Source organism: Streptomyces sp. NPDC046900 (genome assembly GCF_040644975.1).
Taxonomy (GTDB): domain Bacteria; phylum Actinomycetota; class Actinomycetes; order Streptomycetales; family Streptomycetaceae; genus Streptomyces.
Window position 1 is genome coordinate 28939 of record NZ_JBEYXD010000033.1, and the last position, 26266, is coordinate 55204.

The following is a 26266-nucleotide window of genomic DNA, read 5'->3' on the forward strand; positions in this document are numbered from 1 at the left end:
TGATTTAGGGCCGAACGGCCCCTGTGCTGCCTCCGGACAGCCCATGTGATCACCTTCTCGGCCGCTGGATGCTCGAAGCGTCGAGAGGCTTGGGAGGAGGTCCGCGATGACGGACACCACACTTGCCCGACGCCCTGTCCACGCCCTGCTCGTGGACGGCACCACCGCGTGCATCCGCCCCGTACAGCCAGATGATCAGCAGCAGCTGCGGGAGTTCTGCACGGAGATGTCCCCAGACAACCTCCGGTTGCGGTTCTTCGTGGCGAGCGCACGGTCCGCCGCCATGGCGGCCGACCGCGCGTGTGCCACGGACCGTCCCGGACCGGCGGTCGCCGGGGCCACCGGTGACGACCTGTGCCGGGCACTGACCGGAGGCCCCGCGCACCCGGAGCGACCGGTCGTCACCGTATGCCTCGCACAGGACCTGCCGGTGAAGCTGCTGCCCGCCGTACAGGGCGGCACGATCCCTTCGTACGCGGACCCGCAGGCGGTGGCACGGGCGCTGGCCCATGCCGCTCGCCGGGCGTCCTGGCTCGACCGCCCCATGGTCACCGTCCCGGACCTCGAGGGAGTCGACACCCCGGATGCCCACGAGATCGCCGACGCCTGTCTCGCCACCCGCCCGGACGGGGGCTGGCTGGAACCGCGCACCTGCGCCGACGTGCCGGCGTGCCATGGCATTCCGCAGCTTCCATGGGCCTGGGCCGAGACGGAGGACGACGCCGTCCTCGCCGCCGCACGGCCGCGCGGCCCCGACGGGCGGGTCGTCATCAAGGCCCACTGGCCCGGTCTGCTGCACAAGAGCGAGCAGCACGCCGTCCACCTCGATCTCCAGGGCGACTTCCAAGTACGCGCCGCCTTCGGGGACTTCGAGACGCGGTTCGCGAGACGGATGACGGGCGTGGCGGTCCAGCCGCTCGCGGCCCGCGGCACCGAACTGTGCGCCGGCGTCGTTCAGGACGAGGTCTTCGGCCCACTCGTGTTCTTCGGACTGGGCGGTACCGCGAGGGAGGTGCTCGCCGACCACGCCGCACGGCTCGCCCCCCTCACCGACCACGGCGTCCACGACCTGATCACGGCACCGCGCTGCGCCCCCCTCCTGTCGGGCGCGCACGGTGCCGGCCCCGTCGACCTGGTGGGCCTGGAACGGCTGCTCCTTCGTGTGTCCCGAATGGCGAGTGACCTGCCCCAACTGGCGGAGGCCGACTTCCATCCCGTCCTTGCCACCCCGGACGGAGTCACCGTGCTCGACGCACGCGTTCGCCTGCTGTCGCGCAGGCCCCTGGACCCGTACCTGCGCCGGCTCCGCTGAGGAGGGATCGGTCATGAAGCACAACAAGGTGGGTTCCGTGATGACCAGTGATGTCATCTGCGCCGAGTACGCCACTCCCCTCAAGGAAGTCGCGCGGCTGCTCGCGGACGGCCGGATCAGCGGACTCCCGGTTGTGGACGACGACGAGAAGGTCATCGGAGTGATCTCCGAGACGGACTTGGTGACCCGACAGGCGCAAGCCCTCGGCACGGACGAGCCGAAGCGCCGTTCCGCGCCGGCCGAGTCGACGGCCGCGGGCCGGAGGAGGGCTGCCAAGTCCAGGGCTTTCACCGCCGGTCAGCTGATGACCGAACCGCCCGTGACCGTGCACGCCGACGAGACCATCGCCGAGGCCGCGCGGATCATGGTCCAGCGGCATGTGGAGCGACTGCCCGTGCTCGACGAGGAGAACCGTCTTGTCGGCATCGTCACGCGCCGGGACCTCCTGCGGGTGTTCCTGCGGCCCGACACGGAGATCCGCGACGAGGTGACCGGGGAAGTGCTGGTCCGCGCACTGCGGCTGGCCCCCAAAACCATCGACGTATCCGTGGCCGAGGGCGTGGTCACCCTCGCCGGCCGGCTGGAACGCAAGAGCGAGACGGAACTCGCCGTCTCCTTGACCAAGCAGATCGACGGCGTCGTCGCGGTGATCGACCAGCTCACCCACCGCAGCGACGACTCCGACCTGCCACCCGACGAGCAGTCACGACACAGCATCGCCGACGACTGGCTGCGCAATCCCCGAGATCCCCGAGAGCCCCGCGATTCCCGAGAGGAGATGAGGACCATGTCCGCACAGTCATCATCGAACCCGGTGAGGGGCCTGCCTACCGGCGACCTCGGACGCCGGATCGCCCTGCGCCGAGTGGAACTCGGCCTGACCCGAGAGGAAACAGCCCGCCGCGCGGGCATGGCTTCCAGCTACGTCCAGCACCTGGAGGAGCAACCCACCGCCAACCCCGGTGCCGCCGCGCTCCTCAGACTGGCCGGAGCGCTCGAGACCACCGTCCGGGAACTCACCGGCGGCGACGTGGACCTGCCCCCCGGCCTCGGACAGGCGGGCCGGCACCCGAAGTTCACCGAACTGAGCCCACAGGAGTGCCGGGACCTGGTCTCGACCCACGGCGTGGGCAGGCTCGCGGTGCCAAGCCCGTCGGGACCGCTGATCCTCCCCGTGAACTACAGCGTGGTCGAGGGCGTGATCGCCTTCAGGACTCATCCCGGCACGGCGCTTGCGCAGGCCATGGGCTGTGAGGTGGCCTTCGAGGTCGACCACATCGACGCAGCGTTGAGCCAGGGCTGGAGTGTCCTCGTACGCGGACCTGCCAGCGCCGTGATGGACCCGGACTGCGTACAGCTGCTGAAAGAGCGGGCTTACAGCGAGCCTTGGGCGGGTGGACAGCGCGACATGTGGATCCGGATCAATCCGCTCACGATCACGGGGCGCCGGATCGCCGTGCGATGAGAGCCGTGTGACGAGACGAGGGAGTTCCAGCGGCGGCTCCAAAGGGACCGGGAGCGCCGCTCGTTCACCTGCGGTTCCGCTCCGCAGCAGGCCCTTGTGCTGCGCCCGGCGCGCCAGAACGATCCGGTCGGACGGCAGAACCCACGCGGCGACTCGCCGAACTCCCTTGTGCCGCACCTCGAGGCCTGAGGACGGTGGCGCCGGCGTCCTTGTCGTGCGGCGACCGCTAGTCCGTGAAGTAGGTCCAGTGCTCCGCCACGGTGAAGCCGAGCGAGGCGTAGACCGGGAGGCCCATGTCGCTGGACCGCAGATAGGCGGTTGAGGCTCCGGCGGCATGTCCCCGGGCGACCGCCTCCTCCGTGATGCGCCCGCCGTAACCGCACCGACGGTGGTCCGGACTGGTGGAGATGTTGAAGATCCCGACGTGCCCCTCCGTGAGAACGGTCATCGCTGTGCTGACCACCTCTCCCTGCACCTCGCCGACGTAGGCGGTGACGTCCGGTGCGGCGTCCAGCACCGGGGGAGTGAACAGCGGCGCGAACAGCTCCTTGGGGACTCCGAAGCCGTCGGCGAGGGCACGTACGTAGAGGTCCTGCTCCGCTCCCGAGACGGCGCGCACCGTCATCGCGCCGGCGTCACCGAGGACCGGAGGGGCGCTCGTCAGGTCCCTCACCATGAAGGGCTCTTGACTCTGCTTGGTGAGTCCATGCCTCAGGGCCACGTCGCGGACGCGGTCGTCGGGGTCCGAACGCACCTGCACGCTCCACGGCAGCGTCCCGGGGAAGGACCGGGCCGCGTCGGCCGCGCGGGCCGCGAGACGCTCTATCTGCGCTGCGTCCGGCGTGCGGTCGAAGGCGTAGACGCCGTTGAGACTGTAGGTCGGGCTCCCGGTGACGACCATGTACGTCTCGTTCGCCCCCGCCTCCTGACGGATGCACGGTTCGGCGACGGCGATGCGCCGCAGGGCGGCGCCCCAGGCGCGTGCGGCGGCGTCGATACGGGCGTCAGGCAGGTTCGAACTCACCACCGGACTCTAACCCGCCTCCGCAGGGTGAGGAAATGTCTGGCGGGTTGACGAACTCCGCGGCGGTCAGGGGCGTGTGCCCGTGCGTGAGTGGCGTGGTGCGGAGCACTCTGAGGCCGACCGCGACGGGCGTGCACGAGGTGCCGCCCAGGATCCCTACGGCAAGTGAGGTACATGAGCCACTGCATCCTTCCCATTTGCAGGGCTCGACGCGAGTCTCCATTCGCGGAGTTGGGATAGCGCCCCCCTGGGATGGGGAAATGTGTGGCGGGTGTCAACGGTCGGTGGTCCTACGTTCGGGGGGTGGTTTCGTGGAACCCAGAGGGTTCGTCGACACGTGGGTTCGAGTGGGCATTATCAGCGCTTTGGGATTCACGGTTCTCAGTACCGTGATCATGGGAGGTGATGTCGCAACGGCGCTACCGCTGGGTTTCCTCTTCGGCGCGATGTTCGGGCTGGCCATGGCGCCGGTGCTTTCTGCGATAACCGTCAGGATGAGCGTCCCCGAGGCGCGGCGCGGCCAAGTCGTACACGACCTTGATCTGATACTTGCCCAGCTTGACTATCATGTGGAGTCCAGTCACGACGGGTATCGCAATTATTCTCCGTCAGCCACGGGTGATCTCAGCTTCGCGAGTCTGAAGATGAATCCACGGGCAGGTCAGAATATCGTCATCACCTTCCTGCCCGAAACCGTCACGGTCGTGGGCCCAAGGTTGATGGTTCGGAAGGTCGAACGGAAATTTCAACAGCCTCAGGCGGCATAGCCGAGCCGTCTTTCGTGTTCCCTCCGGCGGCCTTGGGCTTGAAGGAAAACCCCGGCGCGGCGACGGAGCGCCGGGCCGGGGTCGGGGCGTGTGGCAGGTCGGTCGCTGTCAGGGTGTGTTGCGGGAGTGCTGCGCAGTCTCTTGGGGGCCGGTCGTGGCGGGTTGTCTGCCGCTGTGCGGGGTGTCGTAGGCGGGACGGTGGCTGCCGCGCAGGGCCGAGGCGAGGGCGGAGACGAGGGCCATGCCCGCGGCGACGCTGAAGACGATGGTCAGCCCGTGGTGGAACGGGCCGGAGACCAGTTGCGGGAAGAAGGTGTGGCCCATCAGGGCGGCGCGCTGGGCCCCGGAGAGGTGGACGCTCGGGTCGGATGTGAGCAAGTGCTCGATGGGGTTGTTGCCGAGGAACGTGGCGAAGAGCGTGCTGACCGGTGGCAGTGACGCGGCATGCGCGGCCGCGTCGGCCGGGACTCCGTGCGCCTTGAGTCCGTTGCTCAGTGCCGCCGGCAGCGACGAGGCCAGGCCGGAGACCATCAGGGAGAAGAACACACCGATGGACAGGGCGGTACCGGAGTTCTGGAAGGTGGAGCGCATACCGGACGCGACACCCCGGTACTCCGCGGGCACGCTGCCCATGATGGAGGACGTGTTCGGCGAGGAGAACATGCCCTGACCCAGCCCGTTGAGCAGGAGCAGTGCGGCGAACGCCCCGTAGTCGAAGTTGATCGGCAACACCAGCAGTCCGAAGAAGGACGCCGCGACAATGATCAGACCGGCCGTGGAGAACATGCGGGCGCCGAATCTGTCCGACAGATAGCCGGACAGGGGACCCGCGATCAGGAAGCCCAGCGTCAGCGGCAGCATGAAGATGCCGGCCCACAACGGGGTGTCCTCGAACGCGTAGCCGTGCAGCGGCAGCCAGATGCCCTGCAGCCAGATGATGAGCATGAACTGAAGCCCGCCGCGCGCGATCGCCGTCAGCAGGGCGGCCACATTGCCCGCCGCGAACGCGCGCAGCTTGAACAGGGCCAGGTTGAACATGGGTTCGGCGATGTGCGTCTCGACGTAGCAGAAGACCAGCAGCAGAACGGCACCGCCGATCAGGCCGCTGAGAACCCACGGGTTTCCCCAGCCGGTGGCGCTCGATCCATAGGGCTGGATCCCGTAGGTGATGCCGGCCAGCAGGATTCCGGCGCCTGCCGCGAAGGTGAGGTTGCCGAGCCAGTCGATGTGGCCACGCCGGCCCGCCGCGGTCTCCCGCAGGCTCAGGTACGACCAGATGGTGCCGGCGATGCTGACCGGGACGCTCACCCAGAACACGGCACGCCAGTCGACGGCGGCGAGCAGTCCGCCCGCGAGGAGGCCGAGGAACTGGCCCGCGAGCGAGGTTATCTGGTTGATGCCGAGGGCCATGCCGCGCTGGCGGGCCGGGAAGGCGTCGGTGAGGATGGCGGCCGAGTTGGCGGTCAGCATCGAACCGCCGAACGCCTGCACGATCCGCCACAGGATCAGCCACAGGGCGCCCGCCCCCGCGCGGAAGGGGTCCAGGGACAGTGCGACGGAGGCGCAGGCGAAGATGAGGAAGCCGATGTTGTAGATCCGTACCCGGCCGAACATGTCGCCGAGCCGGCCGAGGACGACCACGAGTACGGCCGAGACCAGCAGGTAGCCCAGGATCATCCAGAGCAGGTAGCCGATGTTGCCCGGCGCGAGCGGGTCCAGGCCGATGCCGCGGAAGATCGCCGGCAGCGAGATGATCACGATGGAGGCGTCCATCGTCGCGATCAGCACGCCGAGCGTGGTGTTGGACAGGGCGACCCACTTGTAGTTCGGGCCGGCCGATGCGTCCTTCCGGCCCGCGGATCGCAGGGCACTCAGCATGGATGGACGGCCGCCTCCGGGACGGCTCCCGTGCTGGTTGCCGTCAGGGGTGCTGCGCACGGTCACAGTCGCTCCGCCAGTCGGTCGAGAAGCGGCAGGGCGGACGCGAGCGTGGCGCGCTCCTCGGCGGTGCACTCGTCGAGCGCGGCCGAGAGGCGGTGCACGGACTCGGAGCGTCGCTCCGCCAGCATGGCTTGTCCTTCCTCGGTGATCGCCACGATGCTCCGTCGCCCGTCCGTCGCGTCGGGGGAACGGCGAACAAAGCCACGCTGCTCCAGGAGGGCGAGCGTGCTCGCCATCGCCTGCGGACGTACACGCTCCATCTCGGCGAGGGAGGTCGGGGAGTCGGGGCCGTCGGAGGAGAGTCGCGCGAGCACCGACACGGCGGAGAGCGAGACGTCCCCCACGGCGTGAGCCTGTCGCAGTCGCCGCGTCACGCGGCTCACAGCGAGCCGTAGGTCGGACGCGAGTCGGGCGGTGTCGCTCAGGCCATGGCCGAGATCACGGCCGACTTCTGTATCCACGTTCACAGGTACTAACAATAGACTTATCAGTCTGGGCTGCTCAATCTATTGTTAGTAAATTGGAGCCGCGGGCACTGGCGTCTGCCCAGGTGGAACTCGCAGTGATGGCCGGGTGACGTTCGATGACGGACGGAACGCGGACGAGGACCGCGACCTTCACGATCGCGGTCCTCGTCGCGTGCCCGTACGGCCGTGCCGCTTCCCCCGGCTCACGGCCGTGGCCGGCGTCCTCACAGGCGCCCGTTCCGCCGACGAGGTCCGCGACACCCTCGCCATGCTCGATGTGCCGATCCCCGCAGCGCTGTGGGACGAGCCTCGTACCGAGGACCTCCTGCCCGGTCACGCCCCTGTCCCCGCGCCGACCCAGGACCATTCGCCACCCGACCCGTGTCCATAGCCCGGCCCCGCGGTGCACGGAGCGTCCGGCACCGGACATTCCCCGGAGGCGCGACGTCACGCGTGCAGCGTGTCTGTGTCAGCACGTCCACCGGGCAGGGGATTTTCCCGTGATCGCTGGGTAGCGTCGCGGGTGTGAAGCTGGTGGTGCAGGTGAAGTTGCTGCCGACGCCCGTGCAGGCGGCGGCACTTGAGGCAACTCTGCGCGCCTGCAACGAGGCGGCGACCTGGGCCGGTCAGGTCGCCTTCGAAGTAAGGAATCGCGGCGGGTCAGGGACATCAACCATAAGATCGCGAAACATGTGGTGGTCGAGGCTGGGGGCACCTCCCACGCCCTTGTGGCAGTGGGGGAGCACCGGTCGCGGGATCGCTCTGGAAGACCTGACGGGCATCCGCGGCCGGGTACGGCTTCACAAGCCCCAACGGGCCACCCTGCACTCCTGGGCGTTCCACCAACTCGGGCAGTTCATCGCATACAAGGCCCGCAAGGCGGGTGTACCGGTCGTCTACGTCGATCCGGCGTACACCTCCCGTACTTGCGCTGAGTGCGGGCATATCGACAAAGCGAACCGGGTCTCACAGGCCTGGTTCGCGTGCCGGTCCTGCGGCGTCGTTGCGCACGCGGACTGGAACGGCTCCCGCAACATCCGCGCCCGAGCGTGGGAGTTGTGGAGACGCGGGGCCCAGTCAACGGTCCCTGCCCCACTATCGCGTCAGCGGCGCGGGGCTGGACGCAAACGCAGCGTCACCGCCAGTGATGCCCGTTGTGCAAGCCCGTCACTTCAGTGACGATGTAGTTGACGCTAGCCACCGGGCAGCGGTCGCGCGACTTCGCTCGTCTACGGTGCGCGGCCTCGCCCTTGGGCCGCTTGATCCTCGACCAGCCGGCGCACCACATCGGTGAGCGTGTCCGTGGCGTCGACCAGACAGTCCGTGAGGACGACGGTCTGATGACCGACCGGCAGTGGCTGGTCGCGCAGTGCCGCCTGAAGCCTGCGCAGGGGAGGAAGGCCGCGCGGCGCGTCGAGGGTGACCAGCGACCCGGCCAGCGTCTCCAGCGTCGTACCGAGGGCGGCGCCCAGGGCGTCCAGCGACGTGCGGCGGCCGTCGTCCTCGCGCTGTTCGCCTTGGACGGCCGCGGCGCGCTGGACGACCAAGGCGTGCAAGGCGAGCTCCGCATGCGCCAGGCGCATGACCACGGCGACCAGGGTCCGGGCTACGGCCGGGGTCAGGGGCGGCTGCGGAGGCTCGGCCGCCAAGCGCACCGTGGACGCCTCGGCGTCGGTGCGGGCACGGCGGGCCGCCGTCTGCAAGACGTGGAGCTTGGCGGGGTCGAGCTGTGCGGGGTGGGCGAGCTGCTGGAGCAGACAGATGGCGTACCGGCTGTGGGAGGTCAGCAGTCGGGCGAACTTCTGCTGCGCCGAGAGACCCTCCCAGGTGGGCCACAGCGTGTAGGCGATGATCGCGAACGCCGCCCCGACAGCGGTGTTGGCCAGGCGGGCGGTGGCGGTGGCATCCGCCGGCAGCCCGAGGATGTCGAGCAGGACCACGATGAAGACGGTGAGGGAGACACTGAAGAGCAGGTAGTTCACGTCGAACAACGCGTAGGCCGCCGCGACGGCGATGGTGGCCGCGACGATCAGCCCGCTGTCCTCGGGGCGTGCCAGCGTCACCGCGGCCGCGCCCAGACCGGCTCCGACGGCCGTGCCCACCGCTCTGTGAACGCTCCGGGACAGCGTCGAGGCGAAGTCCGGCTTGAGCACCAGAAAGATCGTCAGGACTACCCATCTGCCCTCGTAGAGACCGCCGGCCTGGACCACGAGCTCGGCCAGGCCGGTCACTGCCGCCAGGCGGAGCGCGTGTCGCCCCGTCTCACCGGCGGCAGTGAGGTTGGCCCGCACCGTCAGAGCGGTCCACTCCACGCTCCTCCCGGGAGCGGGCCGTCCCTGCGACCCGGATCCAGGGTGCGAGGCGGGTACGTTCTCCGTACCCGCCTGATCCAGGATGCGGTCCACGGCCCGCAGCTGACCCAGGAGCGCCTCGGCAGCCCACTGCCAGCCACTGTCGCCGGCGGCGGCCGCCGCGGTGGATTCTCTGTCCGGCATCCGTACCGGTGGGGCACGGTCTTCCGGTCTGGCGTCCAGAGCGTCGGCGATGCCGTCAAGGGCCCGGGCGGTGCGGGCGGCAAAGCGGCGGGCGGCGGCCCCACGAGGGGCGTCGGCCGTGTACGCGGCCAGCGCCGCGAGCGAGGCGCGAATGCGCTCGGCCTGCTCCAGCAGGTTGAGCGCATTGGCACGTACGGCCTCCGGGAGCAGCGGATTGGGGTCGGCGACGACCCCGGTGGCCGCGAACGCGGCTGGTGGCGGTGGTCCTGCCTGGCCGGCCGCCAGGCAGGCGGCGTAGGCGGACAGGCTGCGGTAGGACTCGGCGAGTGCGGCCCGCTCGACGGCGCCGGGCCGCACCGTCCAGGAGACGGCGACCAGCGCGCATTGGAACAGCCCCCCGGCCAGCACCAGACCGGCTCGCAGCGCGGACCCCGAAGCACTCTGCGGGATGCCGACCGCGACCAGCAGTGCCACAGGCCACTGGAGGACCGCGACGCTCACCCACTGCCCCAGAGAGACAGCCAGCCCGGTCACATAGCCCCACAGCGCCACCACGGGCACCAGCAACCAGGGGGCCGATTCCGCGACGAAGCCGCCCACGAACGTGGACACCGCCATCCCCGCGCTGGCCGCCGCGACAGCGAGGACACGCGTGCGGGCCATCCCCTGGAACGAGGCGAACCCCGCGGGCAGGGCGCCCAGCGACGCGAAGGCCCCATAGTCCAGGCGCCCGGTCAGCGCGCCCGCGACGAGCGGCACCGCCACACCCACCGCGACCCGAAGAGCCCTGCCGTACGCGAGTTCGTGCCAGTGGAAAGGACCGAGCCGCCACATCCCCTGCCACTGGTCCCTTCCCAGGCGGGCGGGGAAGAGACGAGCCGTCGGCCGCGTGCTCCGGCGCGGGATGCCGAGCATGTCCGCTCACCACTTCAGGGCGGTGGTGTGCCACCGCCGAGTCGGACGATGGTCGGCTTGGTGCGCTGCACTCACAGAACTGCCCTGCCTTCGGCGTCCTCACTGAGGCAGGGACTGGAACTCTGCCCAGGCCTTACGCAAAGTGTCGATCAGCTCCGGAGGCGCTCCACCGTCCTCCAGATAGTCCCGGTACGTCTCGAGACTCGCCCCCGTGGGCCAGCGGGGGTCACTCGCGATGGAGCGAGCGAGATCCCCCAAACGGTTCAGCTCCTCGACGTGGCCCATGAGCCACCGCGTGAAGTCGGCTGTGCCCTTCATCGCGTGTCCTCTCACAGAAGGAACGCCCGCGAGTAGTCGCTGCGCGGCACACGGTCAGTGACACAAGAGGTCGGCGGGTGCCCGGCATCATCGGCCTCGGCTTCGTCCGGCCGAGCCTGGCCGCGTCCGGTGCTCGCCCTGCCGGTTCAGGCCTCTCCAGGCTCCCACGCGCGCACAGCAAGTCAAACCGGTCATTCGAGCGTCAACCGGCGCGCCTACCATCGGGCGCTCGGCGACGTACGGTCGCTTTCCATGAGTGAGATACATGAGGCACGCGTGCGGTGTGGGTTCCCGCCGGTCTTCTGGCCCTGTGGCTGGTCCTGCTCATCCTCGACGAGCATGCGGATGGGCGTCATGCGACATCTCACAGCGAGGCCGGCTGAACCGGACTCCCGCGGCTGACTCCTGCCGGGGACGTTCCGCGGCGGGTTGCCGGTGGGCAATGGAGCCGTCAGGTTCGTCGGCCGACAGTGCCGCACAGGCGGCGCGGCCGCCTGACCGACCAGGCGACGGCGCCAGTCCAGGGGGGTGACGGTGATGGCCCGCTCAGGGTCACGGTCCCACTCGGTATTGAGGCCGACCGCTTGGAGAGCCGCCACAATCTCGTGGCCTATTGCCGCGGTGGTCTCGGACGAGCCGTCGAAGCCACCGTAGAGCAGCATCAGTCCATGGCCCGCCGCGGCGGAGTCGGTGCACTGGGAGTGAAAGTAGACGAAGCCCCGGGCGTCGGGCCCGCCTTCGCCACCGATTTCGGACTGGCCGCAGTTGCGGCAGCAGGTGAAGTTCTCACGGGCGGTGATACCGGCCTCATCCAGGGCGGTGAACGCTCGGGTGAGTCGCTCGGGGTCGGTCTCGCCCTGCCACGTGACCTGTTCGGCGACGCGTTCCAGCCACATCCGGTCGGCCAGCGTCGTCGCCTGCTCGCGCGAGACAGGCCGGCGGTCATCGGTGACCAGGTACTCCTCGGCGAGCTCGGCCAGTTCGGCGCGGGAGGTGTAACCGCCGACCAGCTCCTCGCGTACCCGCCTCTCCAACTCCTCGTGGTCGTCCGCGTCCAGGTCGAGCGGCGGCACCTCCGGGGCGGGGCCCATGTCCAGCGACGACCACACGAAACCGGCGTCCCAGCCCTCCTCCTGACGGGCCCAGCCGGCCAGCGCGGTGATCACGTCCTCAGGCGTGTCGGCCATCGCCTGGAAATGCCGGTCGGCGGCACCGTCGCGGTGCTCCAGCGTGTAGTCCCCGCCGGTCTTGTGCCAGACCTGAGCGAACACATCCGGCAGGTCGGGAATCCGCTGGACCACCAGGAACCGGTCGCCCTCACCGCCGATACGCCGCACCAGCCCGGCCAGTTCCTCGGCGGACACACGCACGTGCCGCTGCCAACTCTCCGTCTCCACCACGATCTCGAGCATGCCCAGACCTTGGCACATCCCTCTGACAACGGATCCCAAGGGGCCCAGCGACGCCCACGCTGCCCGAGTCCGTCATGAGCCGGCCGCGGTCGATGTGCGACTGGCGGCCGTCGCCTGCAGGGCGTGGTCCATGAAGCGCCGTGGCGCGGGTGGAAGGGTCCGGGAGGCCAGCCAGGCGATGCCGATGTCGCGGGTGGCAGGCACGTCGGTCACCTTGAGATAGCGGATGGGCAGGTCGGGGTTGGCCTCCGGCGCGGTGGTGCCGGACGAGGCGGGAATCAGGGAGACTCCGAGGCCGGCTGCGACCAGGCCGCGCAGGGTCTCGACCTCCTCGCCCTCGAAGCCGACGAGCGGGGAGAAGCCGGCCTGGCGGCACAGGGTTTCGGTGACGCTGCGCAACCCGTAGCCGGGCTTGAGCACGATGAACGGTTCCTCGGCGACCTCCGCCAGGCGGATCCGGTGGCGTTGGGCCATGCGGTGTCGGGCGGGGACGGCGAGCCAGAGGGGTTCGACCAGCAGGCGGCGCCAGGTGATCAGGGGGTGGGCAGGGTCCTTGCCGGTGATGATCAGGTCCGCGGTGGAGTCGAGGAGGTGCTGGGCCAGGCTGATCTCGTCGTTCTGGTGGAGCTCGAACTGGACCTGGGGGGAGGACTCGCGGAAACCGGTGACCAGCCTCGGGACCAGCCAGGTGCCGAGGGTGTGCAGAAAGGCGAGGGACACGATCCCCGCATCGGGATCGACGACCTCGGCGACGGCCCGCAGGCCGCGGTCGTAGCTGTCCAGCACGGCATCGGCGTACTCCTTGAACACCCTTCCCGCAGGGGTGAGTTGGAGTACGCGGCCGACGCGCTGGAAGAGCTCCGCGCCGACCTCCTCCTCCAGCCGGTTCAGGGCCCGCGACAGGGCGGGCTGGGTGATGCGTGCTTCCGCCGCGGCTTCGGTCACCGTCGTGCCTTCGGCCACGGCCTGGAAGGAACGAAGTACCTGGAGTTCCATCCCCTTATTCTCGCACCACATTGATTGCGGAGTATTCAGGCGGTGAGCGCATGACTAGGGACCGGCGCCGAGAGAGCGGCCGGTCACGGCGTCGCACAGCTGTTCCGCCGTCGTGATGCTCTCCTCCCAGTCCGGCTGAGTCCGGTCGCGCCGAACCGGTTCGCGGCGGGCGTGGCCGGCGGCTCTGCGGGCGTCGGCCAACTGCCGGTAGGCGGTGCGGCGCAGGGCCTGGCGCTCGGCGGAGGTGACGCCGGGGGAGAGGTCGCGGTAGCGCGAGGCGGCGGCCAGCGCGGCCTCGGTCTGGATGTCCGCGCGGCTCGTGGCGGAGTCGCGCCAGACGGCGAAATGGACGACGAGGACGATGGCCGCGGCGAGCGCCGTGTCCAGGATGCGCGGCCCGTACAGCGACCGGTGGTCACCGAGCAGGTCGACGAGGACGAAGACGACGGCGGTCAGCCCCGTCGTGGCGAGCGCGTAGTGATGGCGTACGCCGACCGCCATGAGAGCGCCGAAGAACGCCACTTCGCCGATCAATGCGTACGTGCTGTGCGCCGGCAGCGACACGGCGCCGATGGCGGCCACGCCGACGACCGTGCCGACACAGCGGTGGAGCGCCCGGCGGAACACGGGGCCGAAGTCCGGCTTGTAGACGAAGACGACGGTCATGGGCAGCCAGTAGCTGCGCGGTCCGTGGAGCAGTTCGGCGCACAGTTGCGCGGCGAGCACGCAGCCCGCGAGCAGGACGGCGTACCGCAGGTGTACCGACCGGCCCGGGCGTGGAGAGGCCGCGACATGCAGGGTCGCGTCGTCGATCCGTTCGCCGTCGGCCGTCGCGTACACGTGCGCGAGGGCACGCAGGCCCGGCGAGTCCGCCTCGCGGTCCGGCAGTCCGGGTACGGTCCCGTCCTCGCGGTCCGGCAGTCCGGGTACGGTCCCGTCCTCGCGGTCCGGCAGTCCGGGTACGGTCCCGTCGTGGCGGCCCGGCAGCAGGCGTACGGCCATCAGCATGGGCACGCTCGTCACCACGGGCGGGAGTCCGCGCCCCTCCCACAGGAGCGTGGTCACCGCCTCGGCCAGCCGCACGGCGAGGTGGAACGCAGTGACCAGACCGTCGACCCGCGCGTCCGAAGCCGGATGTCGACGGGGCGTCCGATAGCGGCCCATGACGTGCTGGGCGTTGTCGAGGGCGTCCGTGAGCCGCCGCCGGGCCTCAGCGGCACCGGTGGTACCGGCCGCCCCCAGCGCATCGGACGCCGCGCGGTACACGGCGAACAGGGCGGCCTGCTCGACATGGTGGCGCCGCCACAGCCACGGGGTCGCGGACAGGACGAGAACGAGGCCGACGCCGGCGAGGAGCGCGAGGGGTGCCTGCCACCAGGGTCCCGGCACCGGGATGCCGCTGCCGATCGTGGCGCCGAGCAGGAGATGCATGCCGGCCACCGACGCCACCGGCCCGCGCAGGCTGAACGCGCCGGCGACCAGCGCGGTCACGCCCAGGCAGGCCGCCACGGCCGTCGACTGCCCGCTGCGCAGGGCGACTTCACCGGCGGTCATGCCGACTGCCGCGGCCAGGCCCAGCGCGACGAACCGCAGGACGCGCGACCGGTAGGGGTCGGAACCGTCCTGGCCCACGCCCCACAGGGCACCGATCGCCGCGATCACAGAAGGGATCACCCATCCCGTGAACACGCCGACGAGCAGCGGCAGGGCGAGTGCGACGGCCCCGCGCACCGCCGCAGCGACGGGCAACGAGGTGAGCAGCGGGCGGACGGCGCGACGAAGCCGGGTCGGCGCAAGCCATCCCGATTCGTGGTCGGGGCGCGTGCGTACTGGCGGTGTCACGCCGCTGTCCGCCTTTCACGGTGCGCTGACGGGTGGTGCCCGGGTACCCGGTTTGTCGTCCGGGCGACCAAGACGCCTGCGCCCGGGCCCGGGTGGGACCGGATGCAGAACACTTCGGGACGGAGTAACCGACCGGGTCGACGATGGGTGGAAGGTCGATGGGCGGGGGGACGAGGCCGACGACGGCGAGGCCGACGGTCTTCTGGCCGGAGTGTCAGACGGCCTTCACCGGCGGGTAGACCGGCTGCCACATGGCGGCGCGGACGCGCTCCTCGATCGTGTCGTCGACCGTTTCGCGGGCCACGCCGTCGTGGGCTGCGGCCCGGGCCACGGCGACCGCCACGGCGACCGAGGTCTCGTGCAGCTCGTCGATGAGGGGGAGGATCGGGGCGCCGGGGGCGGTGGCGTCGGTCCGCCGGGCGACGGCGTGGGCGGCCGCGACCAGCATCCGGTCGGTGACGCGGTCGGCGCCGGCGACGATGACGCCCAGGCCCAGGCCGGGGAAGACGAGTGCGTTGTTGGCCTGCCCGATCCGGTAGGTCACGCCCTCGTGCTCGACCGCGGCGAAGGGGCTGCCGGTGGCGATCAACGCGCGGCCGTCGGTCCAGGCGAGCAGGTCGCCGGGGACGGCCTCGGCCAGCCGGGTCGGGTTGGACATGGGCAGGATGATCGGGCGGCGGGTGTGCGCGGCCATGGTGCGCACGATCTCTTCGGTGAAGGCGCCGCCCTGTCCGGAGGTGCCGATCAGGATGGTCGGGCGCACCTGCCTGACGACCTCGGCCAGCGGGATGCCGCCCACCGCGTCGTCCCGTTGCCAGTCGGCGACCTCGGCGGAGTGGCGGGCGTAACGGATCTGGAAGTCGCGCATGCCGTCCTGGCCCTGGGTGAGCAGGCCGTGCCGGTCGACGGCCCAGATACGGGAGGCGGCCTGCTGTGATGAGAGGCCTTCGGTGACGAGCGCGTCGTGGAGCTGGTCGGCGATGCCGATGCCGGCGGTTCCGGCGCCGAAGACGACGATGCGGTGGTCGCGCAGCGGGACACCGCCGGCCCTGACGCCGGCGAGCACTGCGGCGAGGTTGACGGCGCCGGTGCCCTGGACGTCGTCGTTGAAGGTGAGGCCCTTCTCCCGGTAGCGGTCCAGGATGCGGCGGGCGTTGGCCGGGCCGAAGTCCTCCCAGTGCAGCATGGCGCCCGGGAACAGCTTCGTCGCGGCGGTGACGTAGGCGTCGATGAAGGCGTCGTAGGTGGCCCGGTCGACGCGTTCGTGCCGGTTGCCCAGGTACAGCGGGTCTTCGAGGAGTTCCTTGCGGTCGGTGCCGACGTCCAGCATGACCGCCAGGGTGCGGTTCGGGTGGATGCCTGCGGCGGCGGTGTAGACGGCGAGCTTGCCGACCGCGATGTCGATGCCGCCCACGCCCCAGTCGCCGATGCCGAGGATCGCCTCGCCGTCGGTGGCCACGATGAGGTCCAGGTCGTCCGGACCGAGCCCCGTGGCCTTCAGCGCACCCTCGATGTCCTCGGGCGCGTCGACCGACAGATAGACGCCGGCGGGGCGGCGGTACTCGTAGCTGTAGCGCTCGATGGCGGTGCCGACGGTGGGGGTGTAGACGACGGGCAGCATCTCGGCGAGGTGGTCGCTGAGCAGCCGGTGGAAGAGCACCTGGTTACGGTCGTGCAGTGCCGTGAGGTAGACGTTCTTGGCCAGGTCGGTCGGCTGCGCCTCGTACTGCTGGTAGGCGCGGGCCGCCTGCTGGTCCTGGGTCAGCACCTGCGGCGGAATCAAGCCCACCAGGCCCAGCTCCCGCCGCTCCTCCTGAGTGAACGCGGTTCCCCGGTTCAGGCGGGGATCGGCCAGCACGGCACGCCCCCGGGCCTTCGTCTCCAGCTGTCGCTCCGCGCCGTTCCACTTCGTTGCCATGATCGGCTTCCTCTGGTCTCCGTCGTCCGATGTGACCAGAGTCGGCGGGAACCAGACATGAGTCCAATGCCTCAGTTTCTTGCGATCCATAAAACCAGGGAATTGAACGTCTTTGACGTGCACCTTTTGCCGAAAGCCGGCCGCTTGCGGTGGACGCGGTGTGACGGAGACCGCAGGTCGCTGCCCTGGTCGTCCTCGCTTCCATTACCTGCCGGCATGGTTGTCCCGTTCGCGGTGCATGTCTCCTCGCCTGCCGGGCTGCCCGATGTCGCCGCCCGAGGCCTGCCCGGCGGGGCCGGACGCGGCTGGGGCGGGGCTCATCGGGGAAGCGGGAGCACCTCCACCGGGGGTTGCACCGGTCGGTCATGGAGAGCCGCAGATCGGTGGACCCGGTCGAACCTGTCGACGCGGCGTGCGCCGCCGTGCCCGTCCGGAGCGGTGGCTGCGGCGTGCGGTGCGGCGGAAATCGGTGAGCGGCTCTCCATGAACAAAGAGCCTGGAGTCTTTCCGGCGAGAAAGTCAAGAAAGCGTGCGGTGGTGAGGTCTACGCGGCTTCACGGACGAAATGCGGCTTCATCGGCGGCGCCTATCAGGGGAAAGGGAAGGCCTCTTTGACGGTGTTTCCGGAGCGGGTTTAGTTTCTCCGGAGAAATGCATTCACGTCGGTTTCTGCGGCGTCGGAAGCAGGAAAGGCAGGCCGCATCATGGGTGCTTTGGAAGACCCCACTGACGATCGCTTGGAGATCACGCCGCCCAAGACCTGGGCGACCGGCGTCCCCGCGGTCGCCCACGCCCTGCAGTACTCGCTGAGCCAGACGTCGCCCCGCAGGACGATGCTGACCCTGCTGAACATCAACCAGGCCAAGGGCATCGACTGCCCCGGCTGCGCCTGGCCGGAGCCCGGCAAGCGGCACATGAACGAGTACTGCGAGAACGGCGCCAAGCACATCAACGACGAGGCGACCTCGCGGCGCGTGCGGCGTGAGTTCTTCGAGCAGTACACCGTCGAGGAACTGGGCCGTAAGTCCGACTACTGGCTCAACCAGCAGGGCCGGCTGACCGAGCCGATGGTCAAGCGGCCCGGATCGGAACACTACGAGCCCATCGAGTGGGACGCCGCCCTCTCCCTGATGGCCGAGGAGCTGCGCGGCCTGGGCTCTCCGGACGAGGCGCTGTTCTACACCTCCGGCCGGCTCAACAACGAGGCGGCCTTCCTGCTCCAGCTCTTCGCTCGCGCCTACGGCACCAACAACCTGCCGGACTGCAGCAACATGTGCCACGAGTCCAGCGGTTCGGCGCTGATGGAGACCCTCGGCATCGGCAAGGGCAGCGTGAGTCTGGACGACATCCACCAGGCCGATCTGATCTTCGTCGTCGGTCAGAACCCCGGTACGAACCACCCGCGCATGCTGTCGGCCCTGGAGGAGACCAAGCGCAACGGCGGGAGCGTCGTCGCCGTCAACACGCTTCCCGAAGCCGGGCTGATGCGGTTCAAGCACCCGCAGCGGCCCCGCGGTGTGGTCGGCCGGGGCACGGTCATCGCGGACCAGTTCCTCCACATCCGCGCCGGCGGCGACCTTGCCCTCTTCCAGGCCCTCAACTCGCTGCTGCTCGAGGCCGAGGACGCCGCCCCTGGCGCCGTACTGGACCACGACTTCATCGAGAAGAACTGCAGCGGCTTCGAAGCCTTCGCCGAGCACGCGCGCAAGACCTCCTGGGAGGATGTGCTCGCGGCCACCGGTCTCACCCGCGAGGAGATCGAGGAAGTCCACGAACGGGTGCTGAAGGCCAAGAGCGTCATCGTCTGCTGGGCGATGGGCGTCACCCAGCAGAAGCACGGCGTGCCCACCATCCGTGAGATCGTCAACTTCCTCATGCTGCGCGGCAACCTCGGCAAACCCGGAGCCGGTGTGTGTCCCGTGCGCGGTCACAGCAACGTCCAGGGCGACCGCACCATGGGGGTGTGGGAGCAGATGCCGCAGACCTTCCTCGACGTGCTGGGACGGGAGTTCGGCTTCACCCCGCCCACGAAGCACGGCTACGACTCCGTCAACGCCATTCGTGCCATGCGCGACGGCAAAGCGACGTTCTTCCTGGGCGTGGCCGGCAACTTCGTCCGGGCAACCCCGGACAGCGAGGTGACCGAACAGGCCATGCGCCGGTGCCGGCTGACGGCCCACATCTCCACCAAGCTCAACCGCTCCCACACCGTCTGCGGCGAGACCGCGCTGATCCTGCCCACCCTGGGCCGCAGTGATCGCGACATCCAGGCCGGCGGTGAGCAGTTCATCACGGTCGAGGACTCTATGAGCATGGTCCATGCCTCCCGAGGACGGCTCGCCCCGGCCTCCGACGACCTGCTGAGCGAAGTGGCGATCATCTCGAGGCTGGCCCGCAGCACCCTCGGCCACTCCCCGGAGATCCCCTGGGAGGACTTCGAGGCGGACTACGGCACCGTCCGGGACCGCATCTCGCGTGTCATCCCGGGATTCGAGGACTTCAACGAGCGCGTCGCCGGGCCCGACGGCTTCCAGCTGCCCAACCCGGTCAACTCACTGACCTTCCGCACCCCGACCGGCAAGGCCGTCTTCACCTGCAACGACTTCGAGATGCCGCGGCCGCCCGAGGGGTATCTCATCTTGCAGTCCATGCGGTCGCACGACCAGTGGAACACCATCCCGTACGCGATGAACGACCGCTACCGCGGTATCCACAACGGCCGCCGGGTGGTCCTGGTCCATCCCGAGGACATCAGCGCACTGGGCCTGAGCGGAATGCAGATGGTGGACCTGGTCAGTGTGTGGCACGACGGGTGCGAGCGCCGGGCCGAGTCGTTCCGGCTGGTGCCCTACCCCACCTCCCGCGGTTCGGCCGCCGCCTACTACCCGGAGACCAATGTGCTGGTCCCCCTGGACAGCGTCGCCGACATCAGCAACTGCCCCACTTCCAAGGGCATCGTGGTGCGTCTGGAGCCGGCGGCATGGGCCGGGTGACCGCGCGCCGACGGGTGCTGCGCATGCGTCGATCGGCCGCCGGACTGAGATGCCACAATGAGCCCGACCGGGATCTCACATGGCGAGAGGTGTTCAGCCCGTGCTCTTCCGGCAGCTCGAATACCTGGTCGCTCTTGCGCGGGAGCGGCACTTCGCCCACGCCGCACAGAGTTGCGGGGTGTCCCAGCCCTCCCTGTCCGAGGCCATCCGCAAGCTGGAAGAGGAACTTGAGGTCCCGCTCATCCAACGGGGACGCCGCTTCGACGGCCTGACCGCCGAGGGTGAACGCGTCGTCGTCTGGGCGCGTCAGATCCTGGCCGACCGGGATGCTCTGCAGGACGAGGTCGCCGCGATGCGGACGGGCCTCGACGGCCGGATCCGGATAGCCACCGTGCCCAGCGCCGCCACCGCCGTACCGCGCCTGGTGGATCCGCTGTGCACCCGGCACCCGCTGCTCACCGCGCATGTCATGGCGGACCTGACGTCGAGAGAGATTCTGACGAGGCTCAGGGACTTCTCCGTCGACGCGGCCCTGACCTACCTGGACGACGAGGTACGAGCCGCGTTCCAGGTGGTGTCGCTGTACCAGGAGAAGTACGTCCTGCTCAGCGATGCGTCCTGGGCCCCGATCGGCGTCGGGACGGTGTCCTGGGCCGAGGCGGCGGCGCTTCCGCTGTGTCTGCTCACGCCTGCCATGCGAGGCAGGCGTACCCTCGACGCCCTCTTCGCCGACGTCGGGGCCGAACCGGTGGCAAGGGTGGAGACCGACTCGTTCGCCTCGCTGATCGCCCACGTGGTCCCCGGGCGCTGGGCCGGGATCGTCCCGCTGGCCTTCGTCCACGCACTCGGTGTGCCGCCCGGGGTGCGTGCGGTCCCCATGGCCGAGCCCTCGCGAGCAGTCGAGATCGGCCTCGTGACCTGCCGTCGGGAGCCCGAGTCGGTGACGGTGCGCGCGCTGGTGGCCACCGCGCGCCAGGTCGACCTCACGCCCCTGGAGCGCCTGCCCCGGATGCCCTCGGGGTTCGGCGCTGCGTCGGGCGTGCGAGGCGACGCGGCCACACGGCCTTCGGCCGGCTGAGCGGTACGCGCACTTCTCGGCCGGCTCCGCCGCTCGTGGCCACTCCTCGACGTGGGCCCCGTCCCTCACATCGACACCGGCCTGCGCGATGTCGTACGCCATGGTCCGAAACGAGGCGTCTGCCGTGCCTGGCATGCGCGGGTGGCCGGCGCCCGACCGGGCGCCGGCTCACAGAGACCCTGGGGACAGGGCACGACCTGTCGCGCCTTGAGCCCGAGGCGATCATCAGCTGTGCACGGGCACCCGACCGGGCGCCCGCGTTCAAGACCCCGCGTGGTCGGCGAAGCAGCTTCCACACGGGAGCGCGTTCATCCAGGGACCCAGGGCCGAGGGACGAGCCCTCGGCGCCCCGGCCGGCTCGCGCGGTCAGCTCTCCGTGCGAGCGGGCAGTCGCCATCCCGGGCGCGGGAAGTGGCAGGTGTAGCCCTCCGGGTAACGCTCCAGGTAGTCCTGGTGCTCGGGCTCGGCCTCCCAGAAGGGGCCGACCGGCTCGACCTCGGTGACGACCTTGCCCGGCCACAGTCCGGAGGCGTCCACGTCCGCGATGGTGTCCTCGGCGACCCGCTTCTGCTCGTCGTCCACGTAGTAGATCGCCGAGCGGTAGCTGAGACCGATGTCGTTGCCCTGGCGGTTCTTGGTGCTCGGGTCGTGGATCTGGAAGAAGAACTCCAAGATCGCGCGGTAGTCGGTCTTCTCGGGGTCGAAAAGGATCTCGATGGCCTCGGCGTGCGTCCCGTGGTTACGGTACGTCGCGTTCGGCACGTCCCCGCCGGTGTAACCGACCCGGGTCGCCGTCACGCCCGGGAGCCGGCGGACGAGGTCCTGCATCCCCCAGAAGCATCCGCCCGCCAGCACGGCCCTCTGCGTCTGCGCTGCCATTTCGGCCCCTCCAATATCTTTCGCCTCGGTCACTCGGGCTGCCCGGCTCGCGCACGATCGGCAACCCGTACTTCTGCCTACATCAGCGTGTGAGGGCCCCAAACAATTCCGGGCCCTCGCGGCCGCCGGCCGCCGCGCGGGCGAGCCGTGCGGACGACGCGGCGAACCACTGCCGGTCCACCGGCCCGGTGCCTCTCCCCGCGACGCCGGCTCACCGCCCGTCCGGCTCGGCCGGCGGAACGATCTCCCGCTTGAGGATCTTGCCTGTGGGCCCTTTCGGCAGGGTGTCCGCGATCCATACCTTCCGCGGATACTTGTACGCGGCGACCTGCCGCTTGACGTAATCACGCAGCTCGTCCGGTGTGGCCCGGGCGCCCGGCTTGAGGACGACCGCCGCGCCGACCTCCTCACCGAGATCAGGACTGGGCAGACCGACCACCGCGGCATCGGCCACCGCCGGATGCTGGTACAGGACGGCTTCGACCTCGCGCGGGTACACGTTGTAGCCGCCACGAATGATGATGTCCTTCTTCCGGCCGACGATCCAGAAATATCCGTCCTGGTCGACCCGGCCGATGTCGCCTGTGTGGAACCAGCCGTCCCGGACCGCGGCGGCGGTCTCCTCGGGGCGTTGCCAGTACCGCTTCATCACGTTGTGCCCGCGAATCGCGATCTCGCCCGATTCCCCGAGTGGTACCTCCTGGTCGTTGTTGTCGACCACCCGCATCTGGACGCCCCGGATCGGAGTGCCGACCGAACCGGGCTTGGGCCCGGCCTCCGGGTTGTTGAGCGAGGCGACGGGCGAGGTCTCGGACAGTCCGTACCCTTCGAGCACGACGCAGTCGAACGCGGCCTGGAAGTCGCGCAGCACCTGGGCCGGCATCGCCGCGCCGCCGGAGAAGCAGTACCGCAGCCGGGAGACGTCGTAGGCGTCCCGGCCGGGCTGTCGCAACAGCCTGCTGAATATCGTCGGCACCCCGACGAAGGCCGTCACTCCGTGCCCGGCGAGGATGCCCAGTGCCTTCTCGGCGTCGAAGCGCGGCAGCAGCGTGACGCACGCACCGGAGGCGACGGCGGCGTTGAGAGTGCAGGTCTGCCCGAACGCGTGGAAGAGCGGCAACCCACCGAAAATCACGTCGTCGGGGGTGAGCAGGAGCAGCTCGGTGGCCACGATGTCGCAGTTGCGGGTCAGGTTGGCGTGGGTCAGCTCGGCCCCCTTCGGCTGACCGGTCGTCCCCGAGGTGTAGAGAATCACCGCCGTGTCGTTCTCCCGGTCGGTGAGGTCCTCGGCGGGGGTGCCCGAGGCAAGCAGGTGGTCGAATCCGGCGGGATCGACGGTGACCGCTTCGGCCCCGGTCTGCTGCGCACCGGCCCTCGCCTCGTCGGCGGAGGTGTGCCAGGCGAACAGCAGCCGGGCACCCGAGTCGCCGAGGTAGTAGGCGACCTCCCGGGACTTGAGCAGGGGGTTCATCGGAACGACGATGCCGCCGGCCCGGAGTATGCCGTAGTAGACGATCGCGAACTCGGGGGTGTTGGGGAGCATGATCGCGACTCGATCGCCAGGTTTCACGCCGCGGTCGCGAAGCAGTCCGGCCATACGGGCGGTGCTCTGGTCGAGCGTGCGATAGGAGGTGGTGTCGTCACCGAGACGCAGCACGGGGCGATCGGGGTGAACGCGGGCGCTGCGGACCACGTTGGAGGCGAGATGCATGCCGGATCCTCCTTCCGAGGTCTCGGCCCGTGCCCGGCCACGGAGCCCCCTCGTGATCGGGGGCTTGCCGACGCCGCCCTCGCCCTGGACGGGATCTGGAGATGATCAGCAGGGCGAGTCTCACTGGTCGGGGCTTGCGCTCAGGGAGTCCAGCGCGAGGAGCTCGAGTCCGTCCTGCCTGAGCCGCTTCAAGAGCCCCATGATGAGGGCGACGCTACGCCGCGAGCAGGTGTCATGCCACCGACGGCGCCCCGGGGCGTCGCGTGCTCGTCCACCTTTCGGCCGTGGCGCTGCCCACCGCGCAGCTGCGGGTTCGGCGTCGGGAGCGCGGCGGCTCCTGGCCGTGTCACCGCCTGCCAGGACCTTCGTCGTTGGGCGCGGCTCGTCCTCAGTGAGTCTCCGCTCCGGCTGCCTCGGGGGACGCGAGAGCGGCCTGCATCGCCACCCCGTCCACGTAGGAGTGCTTCTCCTTCTGCTCCTCTGTGCGCTCGGGCCTGCATAAGGACTACGTCAGGACCGCGTTAGGAAGGAGTCAGGAATTGAGGCCCTCCGCTCCTCCTTCCGTGTCCGTCCACTAACACTGACCTGCAGAGATGCCGGGGGGACACCGGAGAGAACGCCCCATGGACGTGGACCCCGCACCGATAACCGATCGGTCTCACGACCCCGCCACTGCTCCAGCTGTCGTGGCCGCACGTTCTGTTCGAGCAGTGGCCGTCATCGGTGGTCTCGCGCTCGTGGCCCTGGGCCTGAGTGCCTGCGGTGGCCCTCCGCACGCCGTGCCGAGGAAGCCGTCGGCGGCCACCTCCGCCGCGGACATGGGAGGCATGAACGCGCTGGTCGCCGCCGCGAAGCGCGAGGGCGCGCTCAACGGGATCACCCTTGCCCGGAACTGGGCCAACAACGGCGGTCTGATCGACGGTTTCGAGAAGAAGTACGGAATCAGGGTCACGGTCGCCATTCCGGAGGGCCACAGCCAGGACGAGATCGACGCGATGAAGAAGTCCAAGGGCCGGCCGGACGCCCCGGACGTGCTGGACTTGGGGGACACCTTCGCGCGGGCGGCAGCGAGGGACAACCTGCTCGCGCGGTACAAGGTCGCCGCGTACGACTCGATCCCCGCCAACCAGAAGGACCCGCAGGCCCGCTGGACCAACAACTACGGGGGCTACGTCTCCATCGGCTGCGACGCCAACCGGATCCGGACGTGCCCCCGTACCTTCGCCGATCTGGTGAAGCCCGAGTACAGGGGCAAGGTCGCGCTCTCCGGCGATCCCACCCGGGCCGGTTCCGGCTTCGCCGACGTCTATGCGGCCGCCCTCGCGAACAAGGGGTCGTTCGGCGACATCGAGCCAGGTGTCGACTTCTTCGGCGACCTCCACAAGAGGGGCAACTTCAACCCCGCCGAGGCCACGTCGACCGGGGTCGAGACGCGTCGGACGCCCATCGGTGTCGGATGGGACTTCCTCAACCTCGGTTACGCCGATCAGTTCCGGGACAAGGGCATCGACTGGCGGGTCTCGATCCCCTTGGACGCCACCTTCGCCCTGTACTACGCGGAGGCGATCAACAAGGACGCCCCGCACCCCGCGGCCGCCCGGCTGTGGCTGGAGTACCTCTTCAGCACCGAAGGCCAGAATCTCCGGCTCGCCGGATACGCCCGCCCCGTGCTGATGGACGCCATGCGGCGCAGCGGCACCCTGGACACGGCCGCCGCCGCGAGGCTGCCGACGGTCGAGGGGACGCCGCAGTTCCCCACGGACGCGCAGCTGGAGAAGTCGCAGCAGACGGTCCTCCAGCAGTGGGAGCGGGCCGTCAGGAGCTGAGACGCGCAGTTGTGGAGCAGAGGTCCCGCCGCCGGGACCTGCACAGTACCGACGGGTAACATGACGGCCTCGCCTGCCGGAAGGAAGGGAAGCCGTGGCCATGCCCGTCAGTGACGTCGAGGCATTCTTCGAACGGGTGGCGGAGGATCGCTTCGTCCCCACCGCGTGCGCCCGGGGCCCCTGGGACGAGCACAGCCAGCACGCGGGGCCGCCCGCCGCACTGCTCGGGAGGGCTGTCCAGTCCCGCCCCGGGTCCCGCGAAGACATGCGCCTGGCCCGGATCACCTTCGAGATCCTGCGGCCGGTGCCCTTGCGCCCGCTGTCGGTGACCACGCGGGTCCTCAGGGAGGGCCGGAGCGTGGAACTGGTCGAGGCGTCCCTGACCCCGGACGGCGGGGACGAGGTGATGCGGGCGAGGGCACTGCGCATCCGGACCGCTCCCGGTTCCGTGACCCCGACGAAGGACGTTCCTGTCGTCCGCGCCCCTGAGGAGTCCAGTCCCGAGGCGTTCTTCCCGGTGCCGTGGGACATCGGCTACCACACGGCCATGGAGACGCGGTTCGCGGCGGGTTCCTTCCTCGCGCTCGGGCCGGCGACCTGCTGGATGCGTATGCGGGTCCCGTTGGTGGCGGGGGAGGCGATCACGCCGCTGGACCGCGTCCTGGTGGCGGCGGACTCCGGCAACGGGCTGAGCAACGTGCTCGACTTCGCGTCGCAGGTGTTCATCAACCCCGACCTGACAGTCCACCTGCACCGCCACCCCATCGGCGAATGGGTCTGTCTCGACGCCCGCACCAGCATCGATGAGGACGGGATAGGCATGGCCGAAGCCGCACTCCATGACGAACGCGGTCCGATCGGCCGCAGCGTGCAGAGCCTGTTCGTCGGCAGCCGGGGCTGAGGAACG

General features: G+C 69.8%; 15 protein-coding genes and 6 pseudogenes. 10 read left to right on the top strand and 11 right to left on the bottom strand.

Going from position 1 to position 26266, the window contains the following annotated elements:
* Window positions 1-325 precede the first annotated feature (325 nt).
* From ABZ904_RS27690 to ABZ904_RS27700, 3 pseudogenes are all read left to right on the top strand, one after another.
* Window positions 326-1312 (top strand): annotated as a pseudogene (locus tag ABZ904_RS27690) (acetate--CoA ligase family protein); the annotation flags it as partial.
* Window positions 1313-1325: 13 nt separating this feature from the next.
* A pseudogene (locus ABZ904_RS27695) lies at window positions 1326-2048 on the top strand (CBS domain-containing protein); the annotation flags it as partial.
* Window positions 2049-2159: 111 nt separating this feature from the next.
* Window positions 2160-2777, top strand: a pseudogene (locus tag ABZ904_RS27700) (pyridoxamine 5'-phosphate oxidase family protein); the annotation flags it as partial.
* A gap of 226 nt (window positions 2778-3003) precedes the next feature.
* Here the strand turns inward: ABZ904_RS27700 and ABZ904_RS27705 are convergent.
* Complete coding sequence (locus tag ABZ904_RS27705; protein WP_361826041.1) at window positions 3004-3801, bottom strand: GNAT family N-acetyltransferase; 798 nt, start codon at window positions 3799-3801, stop codon at window positions 3004-3006.
* A gap of 347 nt (window positions 3802-4148) precedes the next feature.
* On the opposite strand from ABZ904_RS27705, the gene ABZ904_RS27710 reads away from it, so the two are divergent.
* Window positions 4149-4568 carry a hypothetical protein gene (locus ABZ904_RS27710; protein WP_361826044.1) on the top strand — a complete coding sequence of 140 codons (420 nt, stop codon included), beginning with the start codon at window positions 4149-4151 and terminating at the stop codon, window positions 4566-4568.
* 108 nt (window positions 4569-4676) lie between these two features.
* Here the strand turns inward: ABZ904_RS27710 and ABZ904_RS27715 are convergent, their stop codons facing one another.
* Window positions 4677-6446, bottom strand: a complete 1770-nt coding sequence (locus ABZ904_RS27715) for an MFS transporter (RefSeq protein ID WP_361826047.1) — start codon at window positions 6444-6446, stop codon at window positions 4677-4679.
* A 62-nt stretch (window positions 6447-6508) separates the two neighbouring features.
* Window positions 6509-6853, bottom strand: a complete 345-nt coding sequence (locus ABZ904_RS27720; RefSeq protein ID WP_361826050.1) for a MarR family transcriptional regulator — start codon at window positions 6851-6853, stop codon at window positions 6509-6511.
* A 331-nt stretch (window positions 6854-7184) separates the two neighbouring features.
* On the opposite strand from ABZ904_RS27720, the pseudogene ABZ904_RS27725 reads away from it, so the two are divergent.
* A pseudogene (locus ABZ904_RS27725) lies at window positions 7185-7367 on the top strand (aldo/keto reductase); the annotation flags it as partial.
* Between the two features lie 247 nt (window positions 7368-7614).
* Window positions 7615-8155, top strand: a pseudogene (locus ABZ904_RS27730) (transposase); the annotation flags it as partial.
* 50 nt (window positions 8156-8205) lie between these two features.
* Here ABZ904_RS27730 and ABZ904_RS27735 read toward each other — a convergent pair.
* The 6 genes and pseudogenes from ABZ904_RS27735 to ABZ904_RS27760 form a co-directional block, all read right to left on the bottom strand.
* Window positions 8206-10386, bottom strand: a complete 2181-nt coding sequence (locus ABZ904_RS27735; RefSeq protein ID WP_361826053.1) for an FUSC family protein — start codon at window positions 10384-10386, stop codon at window positions 8206-8208.
* A 99-nt stretch (window positions 10387-10485) separates the two neighbouring features.
* Complete coding sequence (locus ABZ904_RS27740) at window positions 10486-10704, bottom strand: YozE family protein (RefSeq protein WP_359407530.1); 219 nt, start codon at window positions 10702-10704, stop codon at window positions 10486-10488.
* Window positions 10705-11201: 497 nt separating this feature from the next.
* A pseudogene (locus ABZ904_RS27745) lies at window positions 11202-12116 on the bottom strand (hypothetical protein); the annotation flags it as partial.
* A gap of 72 nt (window positions 12117-12188) precedes the next feature.
* Window positions 12189-13112: a LysR family transcriptional regulator gene (locus ABZ904_RS27750; RefSeq protein ID WP_361826056.1), complete on the bottom strand. Its 924-nt coding sequence runs from the start codon at window positions 13110-13112 to the stop codon at window positions 12189-12191.
* A 54-nt stretch (window positions 13113-13166) separates the two neighbouring features.
* On the bottom strand, window positions 13167-14954 hold the full coding sequence (locus ABZ904_RS27755) for an FUSC family protein (protein ID WP_361826059.1): 1788 nt from the start codon (window positions 14952-14954) through the stop codon (window positions 13167-13169).
* Window positions 14955-15168: 214 nt separating this feature from the next.
* Window positions 15169-16872: an NAD-dependent malic enzyme gene (locus tag ABZ904_RS27760; protein WP_361826062.1), complete on the bottom strand. Its 1704-nt coding sequence runs from the start codon at window positions 16870-16872 to the stop codon at window positions 15169-15171.
* A 704-nt stretch (window positions 16873-17576) separates the two neighbouring features.
* Here ABZ904_RS27760 and ABZ904_RS27765 point away from each other — a divergent pair.
* Both ABZ904_RS27765 and ABZ904_RS27770 read left to right on the top strand, forming a co-directional pair.
* The gene (locus ABZ904_RS27765; RefSeq protein WP_361826065.1) at window positions 17577-19865 is read left to right on the top strand and encodes an FdhF/YdeP family oxidoreductase; all 2289 of its coding nucleotides are present in this window, start codon (window positions 17577-17579) and stop codon (window positions 19863-19865) included.
* 100 nt (window positions 19866-19965) lie between these two features.
* Entirely contained in the window at window positions 19966-20943 is a 978-nt protein-coding gene (locus ABZ904_RS27770; protein ID WP_359407539.1) for a LysR family transcriptional regulator, read from the top strand.
* A 366-nt stretch (window positions 20944-21309) separates the two neighbouring features.
* Here ABZ904_RS27770 and msrA read toward each other — a convergent pair whose 3' ends face one another.
* On the bottom strand, window positions 21310-21822 hold the full coding sequence (msrA, locus tag ABZ904_RS27775) for a peptide-methionine (S)-S-oxide reductase MsrA (protein WP_361001737.1): 513 nt from the start codon (window positions 21820-21822) through the stop codon (window positions 21310-21312).
* A 211-nt stretch (window positions 21823-22033) separates the two neighbouring features.
* Window positions 22034-23533: a long-chain fatty acid--CoA ligase gene (locus ABZ904_RS27780; RefSeq protein ID WP_361001735.1), complete on the bottom strand. Its 1500-nt coding sequence runs from the start codon at window positions 23531-23533 to the stop codon at window positions 22034-22036.
* A 710-nt stretch (window positions 23534-24243) separates the two neighbouring features.
* Here ABZ904_RS27780 and ABZ904_RS27785 point away from each other — a divergent pair.
* Together ABZ904_RS27785 and ABZ904_RS27790 are read left to right on the top strand one after the other, a co-directional pair.
* Window positions 24244-25359 (top strand): extracellular solute-binding protein, encoded by a 1116-nt coding sequence (locus tag ABZ904_RS27785; protein ID WP_361826070.1) that lies wholly within the window; start codon window positions 24244-24246, stop codon window positions 25357-25359.
* Window positions 25360-25459: 100 nt separating this feature from the next.
* Window positions 25460-26260: a thioesterase family protein gene (locus ABZ904_RS27790; RefSeq protein ID WP_359407536.1), complete on the top strand. Its 801-nt coding sequence runs from the start codon at window positions 25460-25462 to the stop codon at window positions 26258-26260.
* Window positions 26261-26266: the final 6 nt, after the last annotated feature.

Excerpts from the sequence above, each read along its gene's own strand:
- ABZ904_RS27790 (WP_359407536.1), top strand. The coding sequence starts at position 25,460 with ATGCCCGTCAGTGACGTCGAGGCATTCTTCGAACGGGTGGCGGAGGAT.
- ABZ904_RS27765 (WP_361826065.1), top strand. The coding sequence starts at position 17,577 with ATGGGTGCTTTGGAAGACCCCACTGACGATCGCTTGGAGATCACGCCG.
- ABZ904_RS27750 (WP_361826056.1), bottom strand. The coding sequence starts at position 13,112 with ATGGAACTCCAGGTACTTCGTTCCTTCCAGGCCGTGGCCGAAGGCACG.
- ABZ904_RS27715 (WP_361826047.1), bottom strand. The coding sequence starts at position 6,446 with ATGCTGAGTGCCCTGCGATCCGCGGGCCGGAAGGACGCATCGGCCGGC.
- ABZ904_RS27740 (WP_359407530.1), bottom strand. The coding sequence starts at position 10,704 with ATGAAGGGCACAGCCGACTTCACGCGGTGGCTCATGGGCCACGTCGAG.
- msrA (WP_361001737.1), bottom strand. The coding sequence starts at position 21,822 with ATGGCAGCGCAGACGCAGAGGGCCGTGCTGGCGGGCGGATGCTTCTGG.
- ABZ904_RS27760 (WP_361826062.1), bottom strand. The coding sequence starts at position 16,872 with ATGGCAACGAAGTGGAACGGCGCGGAGCGACAGCTGGAGACGAAGGCC.
- ABZ904_RS27780 (WP_361001735.1), bottom strand. The coding sequence starts at position 23,533 with ATGCATCTCGCCTCCAACGTGGTCCGCAGCGCCCGCGTTCACCCCGAT.
- ABZ904_RS27735 (WP_361826053.1), bottom strand. The coding sequence starts at position 10,386 with ATGCTCGGCATCCCGCGCCGGAGCACGCGGCCGACGGCTCGTCTCTTC.